This window comes from Nocardia sp. NPDC127606 (genome assembly GCF_042671725.1).
Taxonomy (GTDB): domain Bacteria; phylum Actinomycetota; class Actinomycetes; order Mycobacteriales; family Mycobacteriaceae; genus Nocardia.
Genome location: NZ_JBHXWQ010000003.1, coordinates 397,392 through 413,541, shown reverse-complemented (window position 1 = coordinate 413,541; position 16,150 = coordinate 397,392). Strand labels below are relative to the sequence as shown.

General features: G+C 69.4%; 16 protein-coding genes. 8 read left to right on the top strand and 8 right to left on the bottom strand.

Going from position 1 to position 16,150, the window contains the following annotated elements; translation table 11 throughout:
* Window positions 1-103 precede the first annotated feature (103 nt).
* The 3 genes from ACFVJ5_RS17530 to ACFVJ5_RS17520 are packed head-to-tail and all read left to right on the top strand — an operon-like array spanning window position 104 to window position 3,666.
* Window positions 104-427 carry a hypothetical protein gene (locus tag ACFVJ5_RS17530; protein WP_379221237.1) on the top strand — a complete coding sequence of 108 codons (324 nt, stop codon included), beginning with the start codon at window positions 104-106 and terminating at the stop codon, window positions 425-427.
* A gap of 27 nt (window positions 428-454) precedes the next feature.
* A complete protein-coding gene (locus ACFVJ5_RS17525) occupies window positions 455-1,177 on the top strand; it encodes an ABC transporter ATP-binding protein (protein WP_379221235.1) in 723 nt (240 codons plus the stop codon).
* Complete coding sequence (locus ACFVJ5_RS17520) at window positions 1,174-3,666, top strand: FtsX-like permease family protein (RefSeq protein ID WP_379221233.1); 2,493 nt, start codon at window positions 1,174-1,176, stop codon at window positions 3,664-3,666. The genes ACFVJ5_RS17525 and ACFVJ5_RS17520 overlap by 4 nt, the downstream gene beginning before the upstream one ends.
* Before the next feature lie 115 nt (window positions 3,667-3,781).
* Here ACFVJ5_RS17520 and ACFVJ5_RS17515 read toward each other — a convergent pair whose 3' ends face one another.
* On the bottom strand, window positions 3,782-6,226 hold the full coding sequence (locus ACFVJ5_RS17515; protein ID WP_379221231.1) for a protein kinase: 2,445 nt from the start codon (window positions 6,224-6,226) through the stop codon (window positions 3,782-3,784).
* Window positions 6,227-6,380: 154 nt separating this feature from the next.
* Here ACFVJ5_RS17515 and ACFVJ5_RS17510 point away from each other — a divergent pair, with 154 nt between their 5' ends.
* The gene (locus ACFVJ5_RS17510) at window positions 6,381-7,277 is read left to right on the top strand and encodes a hypothetical protein (protein WP_379221229.1); all 897 of its coding nucleotides are present in this window, start codon (window positions 6,381-6,383) and stop codon (window positions 7,275-7,277) included.
* 10 nt (window positions 7,278-7,287) lie between these two features.
* On the opposite strand, the gene ACFVJ5_RS17505 is transcribed toward ACFVJ5_RS17510, so the two are convergent.
* Together ACFVJ5_RS17505 and ACFVJ5_RS17500 are read right to left on the bottom strand one after the other, a co-directional pair.
* Window positions 7,288-7,953 carry a response regulator transcription factor gene (locus ACFVJ5_RS17505; protein WP_358105204.1) on the bottom strand — a complete coding sequence of 222 codons (666 nt, stop codon included), beginning with the start codon at window positions 7,951-7,953 and terminating at the stop codon, window positions 7,288-7,290.
* A gap of 9 nt (window positions 7,954-7,962) precedes the next feature.
* Window positions 7,963-9,126, bottom strand: coding sequence for a sensor histidine kinase (locus ACFVJ5_RS17500; protein ID WP_379221227.1), 1,164 nt, complete (start codon window positions 9,124-9,126; stop codon window positions 7,963-7,965).
* A gap of 167 nt (window positions 9,127-9,293) precedes the next feature.
* Here ACFVJ5_RS17500 and ACFVJ5_RS17495 point away from each other — a divergent pair, with 167 nt between their 5' ends.
* Both ACFVJ5_RS17495 and ACFVJ5_RS17490 read left to right on the top strand, forming a co-directional pair.
* A complete protein-coding gene (locus tag ACFVJ5_RS17495; RefSeq protein WP_379221225.1) occupies window positions 9,294-10,055 on the top strand; it encodes a hypothetical protein in 762 nt (253 codons plus the stop codon).
* Window positions 10,056-10,095: 40 nt separating this feature from the next.
* Entirely contained in the window at window positions 10,096-10,527 is a 432-nt protein-coding gene (locus ACFVJ5_RS17490; protein WP_379221223.1) for an SRPBCC family protein, read from the top strand.
* 79 nt (window positions 10,528-10,606) lie between these two features.
* On the opposite strand, the gene gatA is transcribed toward ACFVJ5_RS17490, so the two are convergent.
* Window positions 10,607-12,094, bottom strand: coding sequence for an Asp-tRNA(Asn)/Glu-tRNA(Gln) amidotransferase subunit GatA (gatA, locus tag ACFVJ5_RS17485; protein WP_379221221.1), 1,488 nt, complete (start codon window positions 12,092-12,094; stop codon window positions 10,607-10,609).
* Window positions 12,091-12,387, bottom strand: a complete 297-nt coding sequence (gene gatC / locus ACFVJ5_RS17480) for an Asp-tRNA(Asn)/Glu-tRNA(Gln) amidotransferase subunit GatC (protein WP_101466314.1) — start codon at window positions 12,385-12,387, stop codon at window positions 12,091-12,093. The genes gatA and gatC overlap by 4 nt, the downstream gene beginning before the upstream one ends.
* Window positions 12,388-12,686: 299 nt before the next feature.
* Here gatC and ACFVJ5_RS17475 point away from each other — a divergent pair, with 299 nt between their 5' ends.
* Window positions 12,687-13,337, top strand: coding sequence for an amino acid-binding protein (locus tag ACFVJ5_RS17475; RefSeq protein ID WP_358105186.1), 651 nt, complete (start codon window positions 12,687-12,689; stop codon window positions 13,335-13,337).
* A gap of 5 nt (window positions 13,338-13,342) precedes the next feature.
* Here ACFVJ5_RS17475 and ACFVJ5_RS17470 read toward each other — a convergent pair whose 3' ends face one another.
* The 3 genes from ACFVJ5_RS17470 to ACFVJ5_RS17460 form a co-directional block, all read right to left on the bottom strand.
* Entirely contained in the window at window positions 13,343-13,858 is a 516-nt protein-coding gene (locus ACFVJ5_RS17470) for a GNAT family N-acetyltransferase (RefSeq protein WP_379221219.1), read from the bottom strand.
* Window positions 13,859-13,928: 70 nt separating this feature from the next.
* Complete coding sequence (locus ACFVJ5_RS17465; protein ID WP_378991589.1) at window positions 13,929-14,273, bottom strand: hypothetical protein; 345 nt, start codon at window positions 14,271-14,273, stop codon at window positions 13,929-13,931.
* Between the two features lie 20 nt (window positions 14,274-14,293).
* The gene (locus ACFVJ5_RS17460; RefSeq protein ID WP_379221217.1) at window positions 14,294-15,472 is read right to left on the bottom strand and encodes an ATP/GTP-binding protein; all 1,179 of its coding nucleotides are present in this window, start codon (window positions 15,470-15,472) and stop codon (window positions 14,294-14,296) included.
* Window positions 15,473-15,811: 339 nt separating this feature from the next.
* Between ACFVJ5_RS17460 and ACFVJ5_RS17455 the strand changes: the two genes are divergently transcribed.
* The gene (locus ACFVJ5_RS17455; protein WP_379221215.1) at window positions 15,812-16,123 is read left to right on the top strand and encodes a hypothetical protein; all 312 of its coding nucleotides are present in this window, start codon (window positions 15,812-15,814) and stop codon (window positions 16,121-16,123) included.
* Window positions 16,124-16,150 lie beyond the last annotated feature (27 nt).

Sequence of the window (16,150 nt, the reverse complement as noted above, 5' to 3'; positions counted from 1 at the left end):
GAACTCCTACCTGGGTAGGAGAAGAAGTCGGGTCCCCGGCACGACGATTCGGCCGCTCACCGCCCGTAACGTTCGGTTCACCCGCTCACGGAAGGTGAAGCCCATGACCTGGACCGATCTACACCACCGCACCGAGATCGTGCACACCGTGCTCGCCAGGGCAGCGATCGACCCGAACGACCCGGCCCTGTTCGCCGGCATCGCCGAACTCGACACGCTCTTCGGCGGAGTCGACGGCCTGCTGCAGGCATTGGCCAACCGCTGGGACAATCATCTGCGCGTCAAACTCGAACTGGCCGAGATCGACGGCCGCACCCCGATGGAGGCCTATCTCGAGCTGGCCGCCGAACAACCGGCCCTGCGTGGGCTTCTCGACGCACGCCCAGCGATCGGGCAGACTACCCGCGACCGCGCACTCGCACGCTGAAACCCGAAACTCCCTGGGGGACAAGATATGCCCGACATCGAATCGCCACAGCAGCCGATGCTGGAGTTGACCCGGGTGGTCAAGCAGTATCGCGTCGGTGATCAGGAAGTCCGCGCGCTCGACGAGGTGAGCATGCGCATCGAAGCAGGCCAGTTCACCTCGATCATCGGACCGTCGGGTTCCGGCAAGAGCACCCTGCTGCACCTGCTCGGGGCACTCGATCGCCCCGATGAGGGCTCGATTCGTTTCCGCGGCACCGAGATCGGCGATCTCGACGAAGACCAGCAGGCCGCGTTCCGGCTCGAGCAGGTCGGCTTCATCTTCCAGTTCTTCAACCTGCTGCCCACGCTGTCGGCATGGGAGAACATCGCCGTGCCGAAGCTGTTGGACGGCACGGGTTTACGTAAGGCCAAGCCCCGCGCGCTGGAACTGCTCGATCTCGTCGGCCTCGGCGATCGCGCACAGCACCGCCCCGCGGAGCTCTCCGGTGGACAGATGCAGCGCGTGGCGGTGGCCAGGGCGCTGATCATGGATCCGCCGCTGATCCTGGCCGACGAACCGACCGGAAACCTCGATTCCAAGACCGGCGCCGCGATCCTCGCGCTGCTGGGCGACATCACGGCGCAAGGCAATTCGGTAGTGATGGTGACTCACGACATGAGCTCCGTCGACTACTGCGACCGGGTGATCACCTTGCGCGACGGTCGGATCGGCGCGGACGAGCGCGTCGGTTCGCGGGTCGACGCATGATCGCCGCCGCCATCGACCGATTGCGGCTGTTCAACTTCGGTGAACTGCTCCGCCATCCCGGCCGCACCCTGATGTCGGGGGCGGTGATGGGAGTCTCGGCCGCGCTGATCGTCGCGGTACTGAGCATCTCCGGGTCGGTCACCGGGTCGGTCGACAAGCTCACCAAGGGTCTGGCGGGCACCGCCGAACTCGAGATCACCGGTATCACCGACGCGGGCTTCGAACAGTCACTGCTACCCGAGATCGCCGCGACGCCCGGGGTGGCGACGGCGGTGCCGATGCTGCGCGGCACGCTCGGCGCCGGCCCTGACCGGGCGCTGCTGATCGGCGCCGATCAGACGATCGGCGCGCTCGGCAGCGATCTGGCCGGGCCGATGTCGCAGTACACCGCCAAGCTGCTCGGTACCGAGCGCGGCGTGCTGGTCGGCGCGGCCATGGGCCTGCGCGAGGGCGACCCGGTGCCGATCGGGGCAGGCACGGCGAAGGTGGCCGCAGTCCTCGACTCCGAGGCGACCGACCGGCTCAACGGCGGCCACGTGGTGGCGGGTCCGCTGCCGCTGATCCAATTCCTCACCGACCGGGTCGGCAAGCTCGATTCGGTGCAGATCGTGGTGAAACCCGGCACCGATGTGGCCGCGCTGCGCACCGCCCTCACCGAGGCGGTGGACGGCCGCGCCGTGGTGGCCGAACCCAGTCTGCGCACCGCGCAGGCCGGTGGCGCGATCCAGATCATGCGGTATTCCACGCTGATGTCGTCGGCGGCGGCGCTGATCGTGTCGGCCTTTCTGATCTACAACGCGATGAGTATGGCGGTGGCGCAACGCAGGCCGACGCTGTCGCTGTTGCGGGCGATCGGCGGCAAGCGTGCCCCGATGGTGCGCGATCTGCTCGTCGAGGCCGCGATGCTCGGGCTGATCGGCGGGGCGATCGGTGCGGGGATCGGTGCGCTGATGGGGCGGTTCGCGATCGACAGGCTGCCCGCCGCGATCGTGCAATCGGTCGAGGCGCGAACCGAATTCCAGGTGCCGAACTACGCGATCCCCGTCGCGATCACGGCGTGTGTGGTGGCGACGGTGCTGGCGGCGTCGATCGCGGCCAGGCAGGTGTACAAGGTCGCTCCGGTCGAGGCGTTGGCGCCCGTGGAGGCCAGCGATGCCGCGGCAACCAACTCGGCGTTGCGCTGGGTCGCCCTGGCCGCGGGTGTCCTGCTCGGTGCGGCGGCGGTGGTCATCGCGTTCGTCGACCTCGGGCGCCTGTCGCTGGCCGCGATCACCACGTCGTTCACCGCGACGGTCTTCCTGTGTTTCGCCGCCACCGGGCCGATCGTGCGCGGATCCGCGGCGATCGCCCGCTGGTTCGGTGCGCCGGGCGCGCTCGGGGCGACGACGCTGGAACGCGCGCCGCGCCGGGTGTGGGCCACCGCGATGACGGTGATGATCGGCGTCGCGGCGGTGGTCGCGCTCGGCGGGGCGTCGGGCAACATGGTGAAGTCGGCGACCGATTCGTTCCAAAGTCTCGGCGACACCGACCTTTACGTGAGTCCGAGCCCTGTCGAACAGTTCCCGACCGGTCCCGTCCTGCCCGACGGGCTGGCCGCGCGGGTCGCGAACGTACCCGGCGTGGAACGGGTGAGCCCCGCCCAGATGGCCTTTGCGACGATCGGTAGCGGTCGGGTGATGTTGCAGGGCTATCCGCCGAGTACCTCCGATACCCGTCTCGGCGCGGTCGATCGAGCGGTGATCGACCGGATGGAGCGGCGCGAAGGTGTGGTCATCACCCGTGATGTGGCGCGGTCGCTCTCGCTCGCCGTCGGAGACGAGATCACCATGCCCACCCCCTCCGGTGAGCGTAAAACGGCTGTGCTGCAAGTGATTCCGTACTTCACCGCCGTCTCCGGCGTGGTGATGATGAATCTCGACCAGATGCGGGAGTGGTATCAGCGACCCGGCGAGACGATACTGTCGATCCAGTACTCGCCCGGCGCCGACCCCGACGCGGTGCGGGCCGCGGTCCGCGCGATGGTTCCCCGGGAAATCCATGTCGACACCGGCGCCGACATGGTCGACGCGATCTCCTCGAGCGTCCAGCAGGGTGCGGCGATGAGCAACATGATCCTGTGGATCGTCGTCCTGGTGGCGACGGTGGCGTTGCTGAACACCCTGATGCTGTCGGTTCTGGAGCGACGCAGGGAACTCGGGGTGCTGCGAGCCATGGGCACCAACCGCAAGTTCCTCCTGCGCTCGGTGCTGGCCGAAGCCGCGGGCATCGGATTCATCGGCGCGGCGATCGGTCTCCTCGTCGGCGTCGCGGTGCAGTATCTGGCCACGGTGGCGATCGGCCATGCGATGACCATCGACATCGTCTACCGTCCGAGCCCGCTGATCGCGGTCTACGGTGCGGTCGCGCTGGGCCTGGCACTGCTGGGCTCGATCCCGCCCGCCCTGCGCGCGGCGCGGATGCCGATCGTGGCCGCGCTGGCCGTGGACTGACGTCGGTCGCCGCGGTGCCCGGCATTCCTGCCCGGCGCCGCGGCGGCGACACCTTCCTTCGCAGCGTCACGTCGGTTTCGCAGGTCGACCGCCCCGGTATCGGCCGTGTCATCGATCAGAGCGGGACCTCGTCCCACCACGCGATGACCTCGTCCTGCGCGGTGGGTCGGGTGGCCCCGCCGGTGCCGCTGCTGCCCCGGCGACTCACCGCGACAAGGTAATTCGAGCGGGCGGAGTCGCCGGGGAAGCTCAACACCTGGTGGGCGGTCTGGACGCGCGTGCTCGCCGGATCCGGAACCACCCACCGCTGCAGCGAGAACGGCACCTCGTCCTTGTTCCCCACGTAGCGAACCGTCGCGGGCAGCGCCTCCAACACCGACCGCGCCTGGCTCGCGTTCGCGTACTCGAGCACCAGGTAGCTCACCGCCCCCGCCTGATCCTCGCCCCGCTCGCACTGCCACCCGGTCGTGATCGGCGTCCATTGCAGCGCGGGCTCTTTCCACGCCAACTCGCTGACATTGCGCACCCCCACACACCGCGCCCCCCGATACCCCACCCCGTCACTCATCTGCCCCTGCGGAACCAAGGTCGGAAAAACCCGGCGACTCTCCGCGAACGAATCCGCGATCTCCGCCACCGAATTCGACGGCCCGCTCGCGCCGTCCTCCGCGTCGAGACCGTCGTCGTCTCCGGGCAACACCACCACGACCAACGCGACAACCAACGCGACCAGCACCAGAACCAGTGCCACCAACACAACCCACCCGAACCGCTGCATCCCCGACACCCGGCGAGGCACCGGCCAATACCCCCGATGCGGCACCATCCACGGCCCCCGCGGCCCCGCCCCGTGCTGCTGACCCGCACCACCCGGCATGACCGGACCACCCGACCGACCCGCCGCCCCCGACTGCCCCGCGTCTCCTCGAGGCCCCGCGCCGCCCGGTTGACCCGCACTGCCCGGTTGACCCGCACTGCCCGGCTGCCCCGCATTGCCCTGTGCTGCGCTGCCGGGCTGTCTCGGCCGGCTGGACTGCCCTGCCGCCTCCTCCGGCGTCACAGGCCCGGCTGGGGCCGCATTCGAGGCACCGGCGATCGACGTCACCTTGGTCAGGGCCGCCGCGTTCGCGGCGTTCAGTTCGTCCGCGTCACGCATCGACACGACATCGGTCGCCGCGGTGGCCGATACCTCGTCAGGATCCTCACCGCTGGGCGCTGCGGCGCTGTCCGATCGAGCCACCGTAGCGGGCGTCTTGTCGAGAGATACTGGGCTGGAAGGTATTCCGGCACCGCCGACGGGCACCGCCGCGGCGTCGGCGGCCCCCGGCGCGGCGGGACGCTGTACGCCCGCCGGTGGCGGCACGGCAGATGACGCCGCAACCGCCGGCGCGGCGGCAGGCATGGGCGCCGCACCGGGCGCGGGTTGGCGCGCATTCGGCGGTCCGGCACCGGGACCCGCTGCCGGACGCTGGGCCACCGGAGGCACTTCGGCGGGCGGCATCGCACCGCTGGGCGGGGCCGGTCGCGGGGCGACCGGCGCGACAGCACCGAAGGGCCGCGAGGGCGGTTGCCAATGAGGTTGTGGCGCGGGCTGTACGGGCGGGCCTTGGTACCCGGGCTGCGCCATACCCGGCTGAGCGAAGGGCGCGCCAGGTCCCTGCTGCGGGGCGGGCGGGTAGTAACCCGGCGCCGGGTTCGCGGGCGGGCGCGGTAGGACCGGTGGGGTCTTGGAGGTCAGCGCCTGGCGGGCCGCCTTGGCGAACGCCGTACAGGAATCGAACCGTGCCGCAGGGTGTTTCGCCATCGCGGCGGCGAGGACGGCGTCCATGATCGGCGGCAGACCCGCGCGGCGCAGCGCCAGGGGTGGCGGCGGGGCGTAGAGGGTGCCGCGGATGATCTCGTTCGGGTCGGCGGAGTCGAAGGGCGCCAGTCCGGTGAACAACCAGTACAGCGAACAAGCCAGCGAGTACTGGTCGGAGCGATGGTCGAGTTCGGCGCCGGTCATCTGTTCCGGCGACGCGTAAGCCAGTGTCGCGGTGAACATGCCCTGCTGGGTGAGGTGGGTGGAGTCGGCGCGCAGCCGGGCGATGCCGAAGTCGGTGAGGAACACCCGCTCGCCCTGGCCGCCGGTGGAGCGGGCCAGCAGGATGTTGGCGGGCTTCACATCTCGGTGCAGCACTCCCCTGCTGTGCGCGTAGTCCAGTGCGTCGGCGACCCCTTCGATGATCTGCACGGCCCGCTCGGGCGGCAGCGCCATCGGGTCGACCGTCGCGGCGTCGATCCCGTCCACGTACTGCATGCTGATCCAGAGTTGTTCGCCCTCGGTCCCCCGGTCGAAGACGGTGACGATGCCGGGATGGTCGAGCCCGGCGGCCAGATCCGCCTCCCGTTCGAACCGCGCGCGAACGCGCTCGTCGGCGAACAGATCCCGGTTGAGCAGCTTGAGCGCGGTCAGCCGGTCCAGGCGCGGATGCCGGGCCAGATACACCGTGCCCATGCCGCCCTGACCCAGCATCGCCTCGATGGTGAACCCCGCGAACACCTCACCGATGTCGTGCATTACGCCCCCCTTCCGACCGTGTGACCACGCTCATTCGAATTCTCGCCGAAAATCGGTGAAACTTGCTAACAGTCGTCCGGGAGTGACCGGACGCGCTCGACGAGAAGTTTGCACCGCCGGAGCACGCGCAATGGGTGGTGGGGAGGATTCGGTGGTGAAGTCGACCGGAACAGCGGCTGCCTGTCGCAGGCTGCTGCTCAGTGGGGTGCTGGCGACTGCCGCACTGTCCACCTCGTGTGCCACGCCGGGCACACCGACGGCGGTGAGCGCGCCCACGGTCACCGTCAACAGCGAAGACGCCTGGCATCCCGGTCTGTCCATCGGGCTGCCCGATTCGCTGGCCGCGGAGTTCACCCTCTTGCAGTCGAAGCTGCCGGGCCAGGTCGGCATGGCCTTGATGCCGGTCGGCGGCGGCCGGATGACGATCTACGGCGACTGGACCACCGGCATCGCCTGGTCCACGATCAAGATCCCGCTCGCGGTCGCCGCGTTGCGCCACGACTCCGACCAGTCGATCTTCGAGATGGTGGAGGCCGCGATCACGGTGTCGGACAACGACGCCGCCGAAGGCCTGTGGGAATCCCTCGGTGACGCACCGGAAGCCGCCGACGCCGTGCAGCAGATCCTCGACGAGGCGGGCGACGCGGCCACCGGCAAGTCGGGCACCCGCACCGAACTCGACGACACCTCCTTCGGCGGCACCGAATGGTCGCTGGCCAACCAGGTGCGGTTCGCGTCGCGCCTGCCGTGCCTGCCGCAGGCCGAGGTCGTCACCACGCTGATGGGTGAGATCACCGAAGATCAGGGGTGGGGTCTCGGCTTGCTCGACGACACCGAGTTCAAGGGCGGCTGGGGACCCGACGACGTCACCGGGATCTACACCGTGCGCCAGTTCGGACTGGTGCCCGTGGGCAGCGGTCAGCTCGCGGTAGCCCTTGCGGCACAAGCTGATTCGGGTTCGTTCGACGACACCACCGCGCTGCTCGACCGGATGGCGCTGCTGCTGGCCCGGCACCTGCCGAACCTGCGCGGCGGCGTCTGCCCGCGCTGAGCGGGCCGGCTCAGCCGGGAACGACCAGGCCGGATTCATACGCCAGGACCACCGCCTGGGCGCGGTCGCGCAGACCGAGCTTCGAGAAGACCTTGGAGACATGGGTTTTCACGGTCTGCTCGGCCACGAACAGCGCCGCGGCGATCTCGGTGTTCGACAGCCCCTTGGCCACCAGTTCCAGGACCTCGCGTTCGCGCGGGGTCAGGGTGCCGAGCGCGGGCGCGGGTGCGGCGCGCACGGTATTGCGCCTGCGGGTGACGTCGGCGATGAGCCTGCGGGTGATCGTCGGCGCGAGCAGCGCCTCACCGTCGGCGACCACCCGCACCGCACGCACCAATTCCTCGGCGGGCGCGTCCTTGAGCAGGAACCCGCTCGCCCCGATGCTCAGCGCCTCGTAGACGTAGTCGTCGATGTCGAAGGTGGTGAGCATGAGCACCCGCACCGGCGGATCGAGATTCGCGGTGAGGATCGCGCGGGCGGCGTCGAGACCGTTCATCTCCGGCATCCGCACATCCATCAGCACCACGTCGGGACGCAGCCGCTTGGCTTCGGCCACCGCCACCTTGCCGTCGGGTGCGTCGCCGACGACGCTGATATCGGTCTGCGCACCCAGCAGGGCGCCGAAACCCTGGCGCACCATCGCCTGGTCGTCGGCGATCAAAACGGTAATAGCCACCCAACCACCCTAGTGGGTGGGCAGTTTCACCGAGACCTCGAATCCGCCGCTGAGCGTGGGCGCCGCGTGGAGCTCACCGCCGACCGCGACAACGCGGGTGCGCATGCCGTCGATGCCGTGGCCGCCGCCCGCACCGGGCTGGGGCACCGTGGCGGTCGCCGCGTTGTGCACGGTCACGCTCACCTCGCCGGGATCGACAGCCACTGCCACGTGCACCGCGGCACCCGGTGCGTGCCGCGCGCAGTTGGCCATCGACTCCTGCACCACCCGATAGACGACCAGCCCGGTCGTCTCCGGCACCGATTCCAGGTCTCCGGTCACCGTCCAGTCGACGGGCAGACCCGCGCGCAGGGCCGACGCGCACAGCGCGGGCACGTCCGAGGCGCGCGGCTGCGGTGCGTGTTCGGGCAGCTGGCCGTCACTGCGCAACACCCCGAGCAGGCCCCGGATCTCGTTGAGCGCGGTGCGGGCGGTGGCGCCGATCGACTCGAACTCGGCGCGCGAGGCCGGGTCGAGGTCGTCGATCCGGTACGGCGCGGTCTGGGCCTGCACCACGACCATCGACATGTGATGGGCCACCACATCGTGCAGGTCACGGGCGATGCGCGCCTTCTCCTCGAGGATCGCCCGGCGCGCGCGCTCGAGTTCGGTCACCTCTTCCTGCCGCTCGAGCTTGCGCCGCGAGGCCAGCAGGATCCGTACGAGATAGCCGAACAGGGCCAGTGCGCCGAACCCCATCGCCCAGCCCCACAGCGGACCGCTCTGCGAGCCGGGCATCGTCGTGGCGAACAGCATCGAGGTGGCCGCCCAGGCGACGACCACGATCGGCACCGAGGCCCGCAACGCCACCGCGAACAGCAGCACGAACAGCACGATGATGTGCACGACCTGGAAGGGCAGATCGTTGTCCGCGCCCGGCTGCATGCCGATCGAGAACAGCAGCGCGGCCCCCGCGGAGATCGCCCACCCCATCGCCGGGTTGACCCGCACGAACAGGATCGGGAAGGCCGCCAGCGCCGACAGCAGGGGCGCGGTGACCGGCGAGACCTCGTGGGTGACGAACAACGTCGGCCACGCGATGCTGTACAAAATCAGCGCGACCAGCACCGTTGCGAAGTCGAACCAGGTGCGCGCGGGTATTCCTCGCGCGGCGGGGCGCAGTGGTGCGGACATGACAGTCAGCCTACGAACCGTCCGGTCAGCGGACCTCATACCCACGAACCGAATACGACCCCCTACCCTGGTGTGACCCCGGCGCCGGGCATGCCACCCGCGCGCCCCGATAAACCGGTCCGCAGCGGGATACCCGCCGCGAGACCCGCTCCTTACTGTCGGAGGCCATGAACACCCCGCTTCGCCCGGTACCCGCCGCTGCTCGCGCCCGTACCGCAGATTCCGCCGCCTCCGCGCCGTCCCCCGATTCCGCGCAGCACCGCCGTCGTAGCGGTGTCGCGCTGTGCACGGCCGGGCTGGCCATGGCCGCCGCCGTGGTCATGTCGGCACCGGGCGCCATGGGCGGCACCACCCCCACCGGCACCGAGAATGTCGCGGCCGCCGCCGCGGTGCGCGCGCTCATCGACGACAGCCCGGACGCCACTTCGCTCATCCCCCGAGATTTCGGCTACAAGTTCGGTTACGACCCCGTCCGGCTGGACGGGCTGCTGGTGAATCCGAACGGCGGCTGCTCCTCGCCGGTGACGCTGCCCGCCGAGTTCGAGTCGGCGTGCAAGGCGCACGACCTGGGCTATGACGTGCTGCGCTACGCCGAGCGGGTCGACGAACCCCTCGGCGGGTGGGCGCGGCGCTCCGTGGACGCGGCGCTGAACCGGCGCATCCACGCCTCCTGCCAGCTGCGCGACGACGAGTTCTCCCGTGCTCGCTGCGGCGTGATGGCCGATATCGCGTTCACCGCCGTGGACGTGAACTCGCGACGTCAGGAGTACGGCGCACCGGTGGTCGAGAACGTCTTCGCCCAGACCGACCCGGCCGACCGCCCCAATCTCTGGCCGCTCGCCCGCACCGTTCTCGGCTTGTTCGCGGTGACGGCGGCCTCGGCCGTGATCATCGACGCGCTGCGCAAGTTCCGCCGGCGCTTCGTCTGATGCGGTTGCCGAAAACTAGAACATGTCCTAGTTTTCACACATGTCTCTAGTCATCGACGAAACGATCGAGATCGACGCCCCCGCCGCGAAGGTGTGGGAGGTGCTCACAGATTTCGAGCGCTACGGCGAGTGGAACACCTTCTGCTACGAGGCGTCGAGCACGCTGGAACCGGGCTCGACCATCGACATGCAGGTCCAGCTGGGCAGCAACCGCCGTCCGCAGCGGGAGTGGATCCGCACCCACACCCCGGGCGTCGAGTTCAGCTACACCATGAAGCCGGTGCCGCTGGGCGCACTGCACAGCCTGCGCTCGCACACCGTCGTTCCCCTCGGCCCCGACCGGTGCCGCTACGAGTCCCGATTCACCCTGGCCGGCTGGTTGAGCCCCGTGGTGACGGTGGCGCTCGGCAAGCACCTGCGGGCCGGCTTCACCGCGATGACGGCGGGCGTCGGCCGCCGCGCGGTGGCGTAAACCACCACGGCGGGCACACCGCCGAAAGCGGGGCGCACCAGGTTCTTTCGAACCGGCACGCCCCGCTCGGGGGAACTTCTCAGACCGCGCTCGGGATCGGCAGCGCGCCACGCGCCACCTCGTAGGCCGCGCCCACCCGGTACAGGCGGTCGTCGGCCAACGCGGGCGCCATGATCTGCAGACCCACCGGCAGGTTGTCCTCGGCCGACAGACCCGAGGGCACCGACATGCCGGGGTGACCCGCCAGGTTGGTCGGCAGCGTGCACAGGTCCGACAGGTACATGGCCAGCGGGTCGTCGACCTTCTCGCCCAGCTTCCACGGAGTGAACGGGCTGGTCGGCGAGACGAGCACGTCGACCTGCTCGTAGGCGGCGTCGAAGTCGCGCGCGATCATCGTGCGGACCTTGAGCGCCTGGCCGTAGTAGGCGTCGTAGTAACCCGCCGACAGCGCGTAGGTGCCGATCATGATGCGGCGCTTGACCTCCGGACCGAAACCGGCCTCACGGGTCAGCGACATCACCTGGTCGGCGCTGTGGCTGCCGTCGTCACCGACGCGCAGGCCGTAGCGCATGGCGTCGAAGCGCGCCAGGTTCGACGACACCTCCGACGGCATCACCAGGTAGTACGAGGACAGCGCGTACTCGAAGCTCGGGCACGACACCTCGACCACCTCGGCGCCCAGTTCCTTCAGCACCGCGACGGCGGCGTCGAAGGAGGCGATGACACCGGATTGGTAACTGTCGGAGTGCAATTCGCGCACCACGCCGACGCGCACGCCGGTCAGGTCACCGTTGGCGCCCTGCTTGGCGGCGGCCACCACCGGCGCCACCGGAACGTTGCGCGAAGTGGAGTCGCGCGGGTCGTGCCCAGCGATCACCTCGTGCAGCAACGCGGTGTCGAGCACGGTGCGACCACACGGACCACCCTGATCCAGCGACGACGCGCACGCGATCAGGCCGTAGCGCGAGACGGTGCCGTAGGTGGGCTTCACGCCGACCGTCGCGGTGACCGCGGCGGGCTGACGAATCGAGCCACCGGTGTCGGTGCCGATCGCCAGCGGCGCCTGGAACGAGGCCAGCGCCGCCGCCGAACCGCCACCGGAACCACCGGGGATGCGGGTGGTGTCCCACGGGTTGCGGGTCGGACCGTAGGCGGAGTTCTCGGTGGAGGAGCCCATCGCGAACTCGTCCATGTTGGTCTTGCCGAGAATCGGGATGCCCGCGGCACGCAGCCGCGCGGTGACCGTCGCGTCGTACGGCGACATCCAGCCCTCGAGGATCTTCGAGGCACAGGTGGTCGGCATGTCGGTGGTGGTGAAAACGTCCTTGAGCGCCAACGGAACTCCCGCCAGCGACGAGGCGGGCTTCTCGCCCGCGGCGAGCGCGGCGTCGACCACGGCGGCCGCGGCGAGGGCTTCGTCCCCCGCCACGTGCAGGAAGGCGTTGAGCTCACCGTCGACCTTGCCGATGCGATCCAGGTGCGCCTGGGTGACCTCGGTGGAGGACACCTCGCCGCCGTGGATCTTGGCTGCCAGCTCGGAAGCCGACAGCTGGGTCAACTCGCTCATTCGCCCTCTCCCAGGATCTGCGGGACCAGGAAACGCTGTTCTTCCACAGCGGGCGCCTGGTCCAGCGCCTGCTCGGGGGTGAGGCCGGGGGTGACCACATCGGGCCTGGTCACATTGGTTGTCGGATTCGGCGACGCGGTGGCGGGGACGTCGGCGGCGACCTCGGTGATGGTCTGCACGTGGCTGAGGATCGAATCCAGCTGACCGGCGAACTGGTCGAGTTCGGCGTCGGTCAACGCCAGCCGGGACAGCCGGGCGAGGTGAGCGACCTCGTCGCGGGAGATTGCGGGCACCGCGGGACCCCTTTCGGCTTCGGTGGGCAGTATCGGTACAGCCTAATTCACACGGTTGCGAAGCAATCCACAGCCTGCGCATGGCCGGAGCGCAGGCGCAGGTACGCCTGATCGGCGCGTCATATCGGTTTCGACGCGCCCGCCCCCGCAGCTCGGACGCACCCGCCTCGCACGAAAGTTCGCGCATGTCGTGCCGATGGGGTCATACTTCGGGTCGAGAACCCGCGTTCAGGGGTGTAAGTATTGCTTCACCGGGTATTCGTCTCGAACAACCCCGGCCGTTATGGAAAGGAACGCACGTGTCATACCTGCTCCGCGTGCAACTTCCGGATCGACCGGGAAGCCTCGGCTCCCTCGCACTCGCCCTCGGCGGGGTCGGCGCGGACATTCTCTCGCTCGATGTCGTGGAACGCGGCGCCGGGTTCGCGATCGACGATCTCGTCGTCGAAGTCCCTACCGGCGCACTGCCCGACACCCTCATCACCGCCGCGGAGTCGGTCCGCGATGTGAGCGTCGACTCCATTCGCCCGTACTCCGGCGTCCTCGACACCCACCGCGAGCTCGAGCTGATCGACCAGGTCGCCAGCGCCCGTGACGACCGCCTCCAGGTGCTCGTCGACGGCTGCCCCCGCGTGCTGCGCGTCGGTTGGTCCACGATCATCGGCTTGGGCCCCGCGGGCGCCTACCGCATCGTCGGCAGCCCGAGCGCCCCTGAGACACAAGCGGGTTCGGCCCCGTGGATGCCCATCGAGAAGCCGATGTGGCTCGACGGTGAGGCCGAATGGGTGCCGGAGATCTGGCGCGACATGGACACCAAGCTGGCCGCCGCACCGCTGGGCAACACCGGCAGGGCACTGCTCCTCGGCCGCCCCGGTGGGCCCGATTTCCGCCCGTCGGAGGTGGCGCGGCTCGGCTACCTCGCCGGCATCGTCGCCACCGTCCTGAACTGATCGGGTCAGCGCAGCGCGAGCCGCATCACGAACAGTTGCAGTCCGTCGTGGGTGGCCCAATCACGTTCGGGGACACCGACAAAGCCGAGCCGTTCGTACAGCCGGTGTGCGTCGACCATCGAGAACATCGTGGTGAGCGCGACCGCGTCGAAACCGCCTGATCTCGCCTCGTCGACGACGGCGCGAACCAGTGCGGTGCCGACTCCGAGTCCGCGTGCCCGCTTGGACACCGCGAGCATCCGGAACTCGAGTTCGCCGGGCTGAGCGATCTCCGCGTAGGGCGTGCCGGGCTTCGCGACCGTGAGCGAACCGACGACCTCACCGTCGTGCACGGCCACGAGGACCTCGGCCTCGGCGGCCCGGTGCGGCACGTCGGCGAGTTCCCGCACGTAGTCGTCCCCGTCGGTGACGTAGCCGTCGCCCACGTACACCTCGACGGTCAGCGCGGCGACCGCGTCGTATTCGTCGGGGCGGGCGGGGCGGATCAGAAGTCCGGTGGTCTGGTCATCGCTACCGTGCATCCCCGAATGGTCCCATCCGGACGCTTGTGAGCTTCGACTCACCCATGCCCGGCGGGGCCGGTGAGGTCGCTCAGGAGCCGAGGTAGGGGCGCAAGCCGGGGTGCTCGGCGTGCCAGTCGTCGGGATTGTGCGGTGGGTAGGCCACGGCGAGGTGGTCGCCGGGTGCGGGCCAGTGGGCGGCATCCCAGGCGAAGCGGCGGTAGACGACCTTGCCGGTGATCGACGGGCCGGTGACGGTGCCGGTGATCGTCACGTAGTGCTCACCGGTCATCGCGGGCAGCGGGCTGACACCGGTCACGTAGAGCGACCCGTGTTCGAGGTTCGCCCGCCCCCGGCCGGTCCGTCCGGAGACGACGGCCGCGATCGTCACCACCAGCATCGTCACCAGCGCTACCGCCATCACCACTTCGAGCATGCGCCCATGCTATGCCCCGCTCACAGCGGCGTGAGTTCGCTGACCCCCAGCGCACGGCGCACCTGCCACACCGCCGTGCGGGTGCGCTGCGAGCGTCCGTTGCCGCGGTCGATCAGCGCTCGATCGGCCGTGGTGTAGATCAGTTGTGCGCCACGGGAATTGGTCTCCGGGTTCTGGAACAGCTGGACGAGGCGGTCGGTCTCCTCGACCGGCAGGCCGACGCCGAGATCGTCGACCGCGAGCACCTGGCCGGTGTCGAGGGCTTCCAACATCGCGGGCAGTACACGCAGCAGCGAACGGGTGGCGGTGGATTCGTCGGCCAGTTCGAACGGGACATCGATGCCCTCGTGCACCAGGCTCAGCCCCGCGCCGCGACGGTCGACCATGCGTCGGTACAGCGCGTCACGCGCCGCGCGCAGGGTGCTCAGCTCGCGTTCCACGAGAATCTGCTCGGGGTGGTCGAGATGGCCTGCCAGCGCGCCGATTTCGGCGTCCAGATCACGCAGGTAGTCCGCGTACATCGGATCGTGCTCAGCGACGAGCAGATCCTCGATCCCGAGATCGGCGGTGCGCAACAGCATCAGCAGACGCGCCGCGTTGTCGGGCGAGCGGGAGATATGGCTGCCGAGGTCGTGCGCGAGCGCGTCGGTGTCGACATCACCCTGCTGCACAGTCAGATTCGCCGCGAACCACCGGTACGCGGGCACGAGCGCCTCGGCGTACATCTGCCCCGCCAAGCTCAGCAGCAGCGCGTTCGGCCGCAGCAACGGCACCAGCGCCGCCACCCCGTACCGAGCCGCTTCGAACATCGGCCCGATCTTCACCTCGTCACCACGGCGTTCGAACACGATCCGCTTGCGCGACCGAGGGTGGGTGTACAGCCACTCCGCGACCACGTCGGCGTTGTCGAGCCGGAACCCGTAGGTATAGGGCACGCCCTCGGCGACGAATCCGGCGACGAATTCCGTCGGCCGCTCGGCGAACCCGAGATGCGGTCGTCGCACCGGGCCCGCGTAGGGGTCCCATCCGCTCACGGAATTCAGGACCGCGTCCCGCATCTGCCCGATCGCGTCGATCACGCTCGTCTTCCCGGCAGCCGCCACCCCGTGCACCGCGGTCACCGGCACCGCCAACGGCCCGCCTGCCCCCTTCGTCAGCCGCAACTGCTGAGCCTCCGCCAGCGATCCATGATTGGTCACCTGAAAACTGCGCAGCAAGGGTCCGCCTCTCCGAGATTCTTGGCAAGACTAAGGGATGTCGGGTATTCGCCGACGCGGCAGGCTGGTCCACGGCTCCAGCATTCTCGGCCGAATCGGAGACCGATCGGGCGCGACGACCAGCGCCCATTCGCCGCAGCGCCGCCGACTCCCCCTGATCTCGTCAGTACATGGGTAACTCACCGGGCACGGGCAAAGGCGACAACCACTTCAAAGCTCGCCGCGCCACAAAGCCTCCCCGTCCCGTAGTCTGGCTGAAATTCACGGAGAGGCGGAACAGTGGCGGTTCGGGTAATTGTTCGCGGAGTTGTCGTTGCCGCGGTGACCGCGGGAGCGCTCGTGCCCGCGGCGCTGGTGAGTGCGCCCAGCGCGCTGGCTGATCCGTGCCCGACGGGGACCGCGCGGGTGTTTCTGGGGAACTCGACCAACTCGTGTCAGGGTGCGGGGTCGGTGTCCTACACCGAGGCTCCGGTGTCGAAGGTGTGCTCGATGTCGAGCACCGATGTGACGGTGGAGATCCAGACCAACATCAAGAAGCGGCCGCTGCGTACCCAGGAGCTCAGCAACGGGCAGTGCGCGTCGTTCGACATGAAGACCCAGATCGGCAACACGGTCACCGTCACCCCGAACTGACGTGAACCGGGCTGTTCACGACGCCGG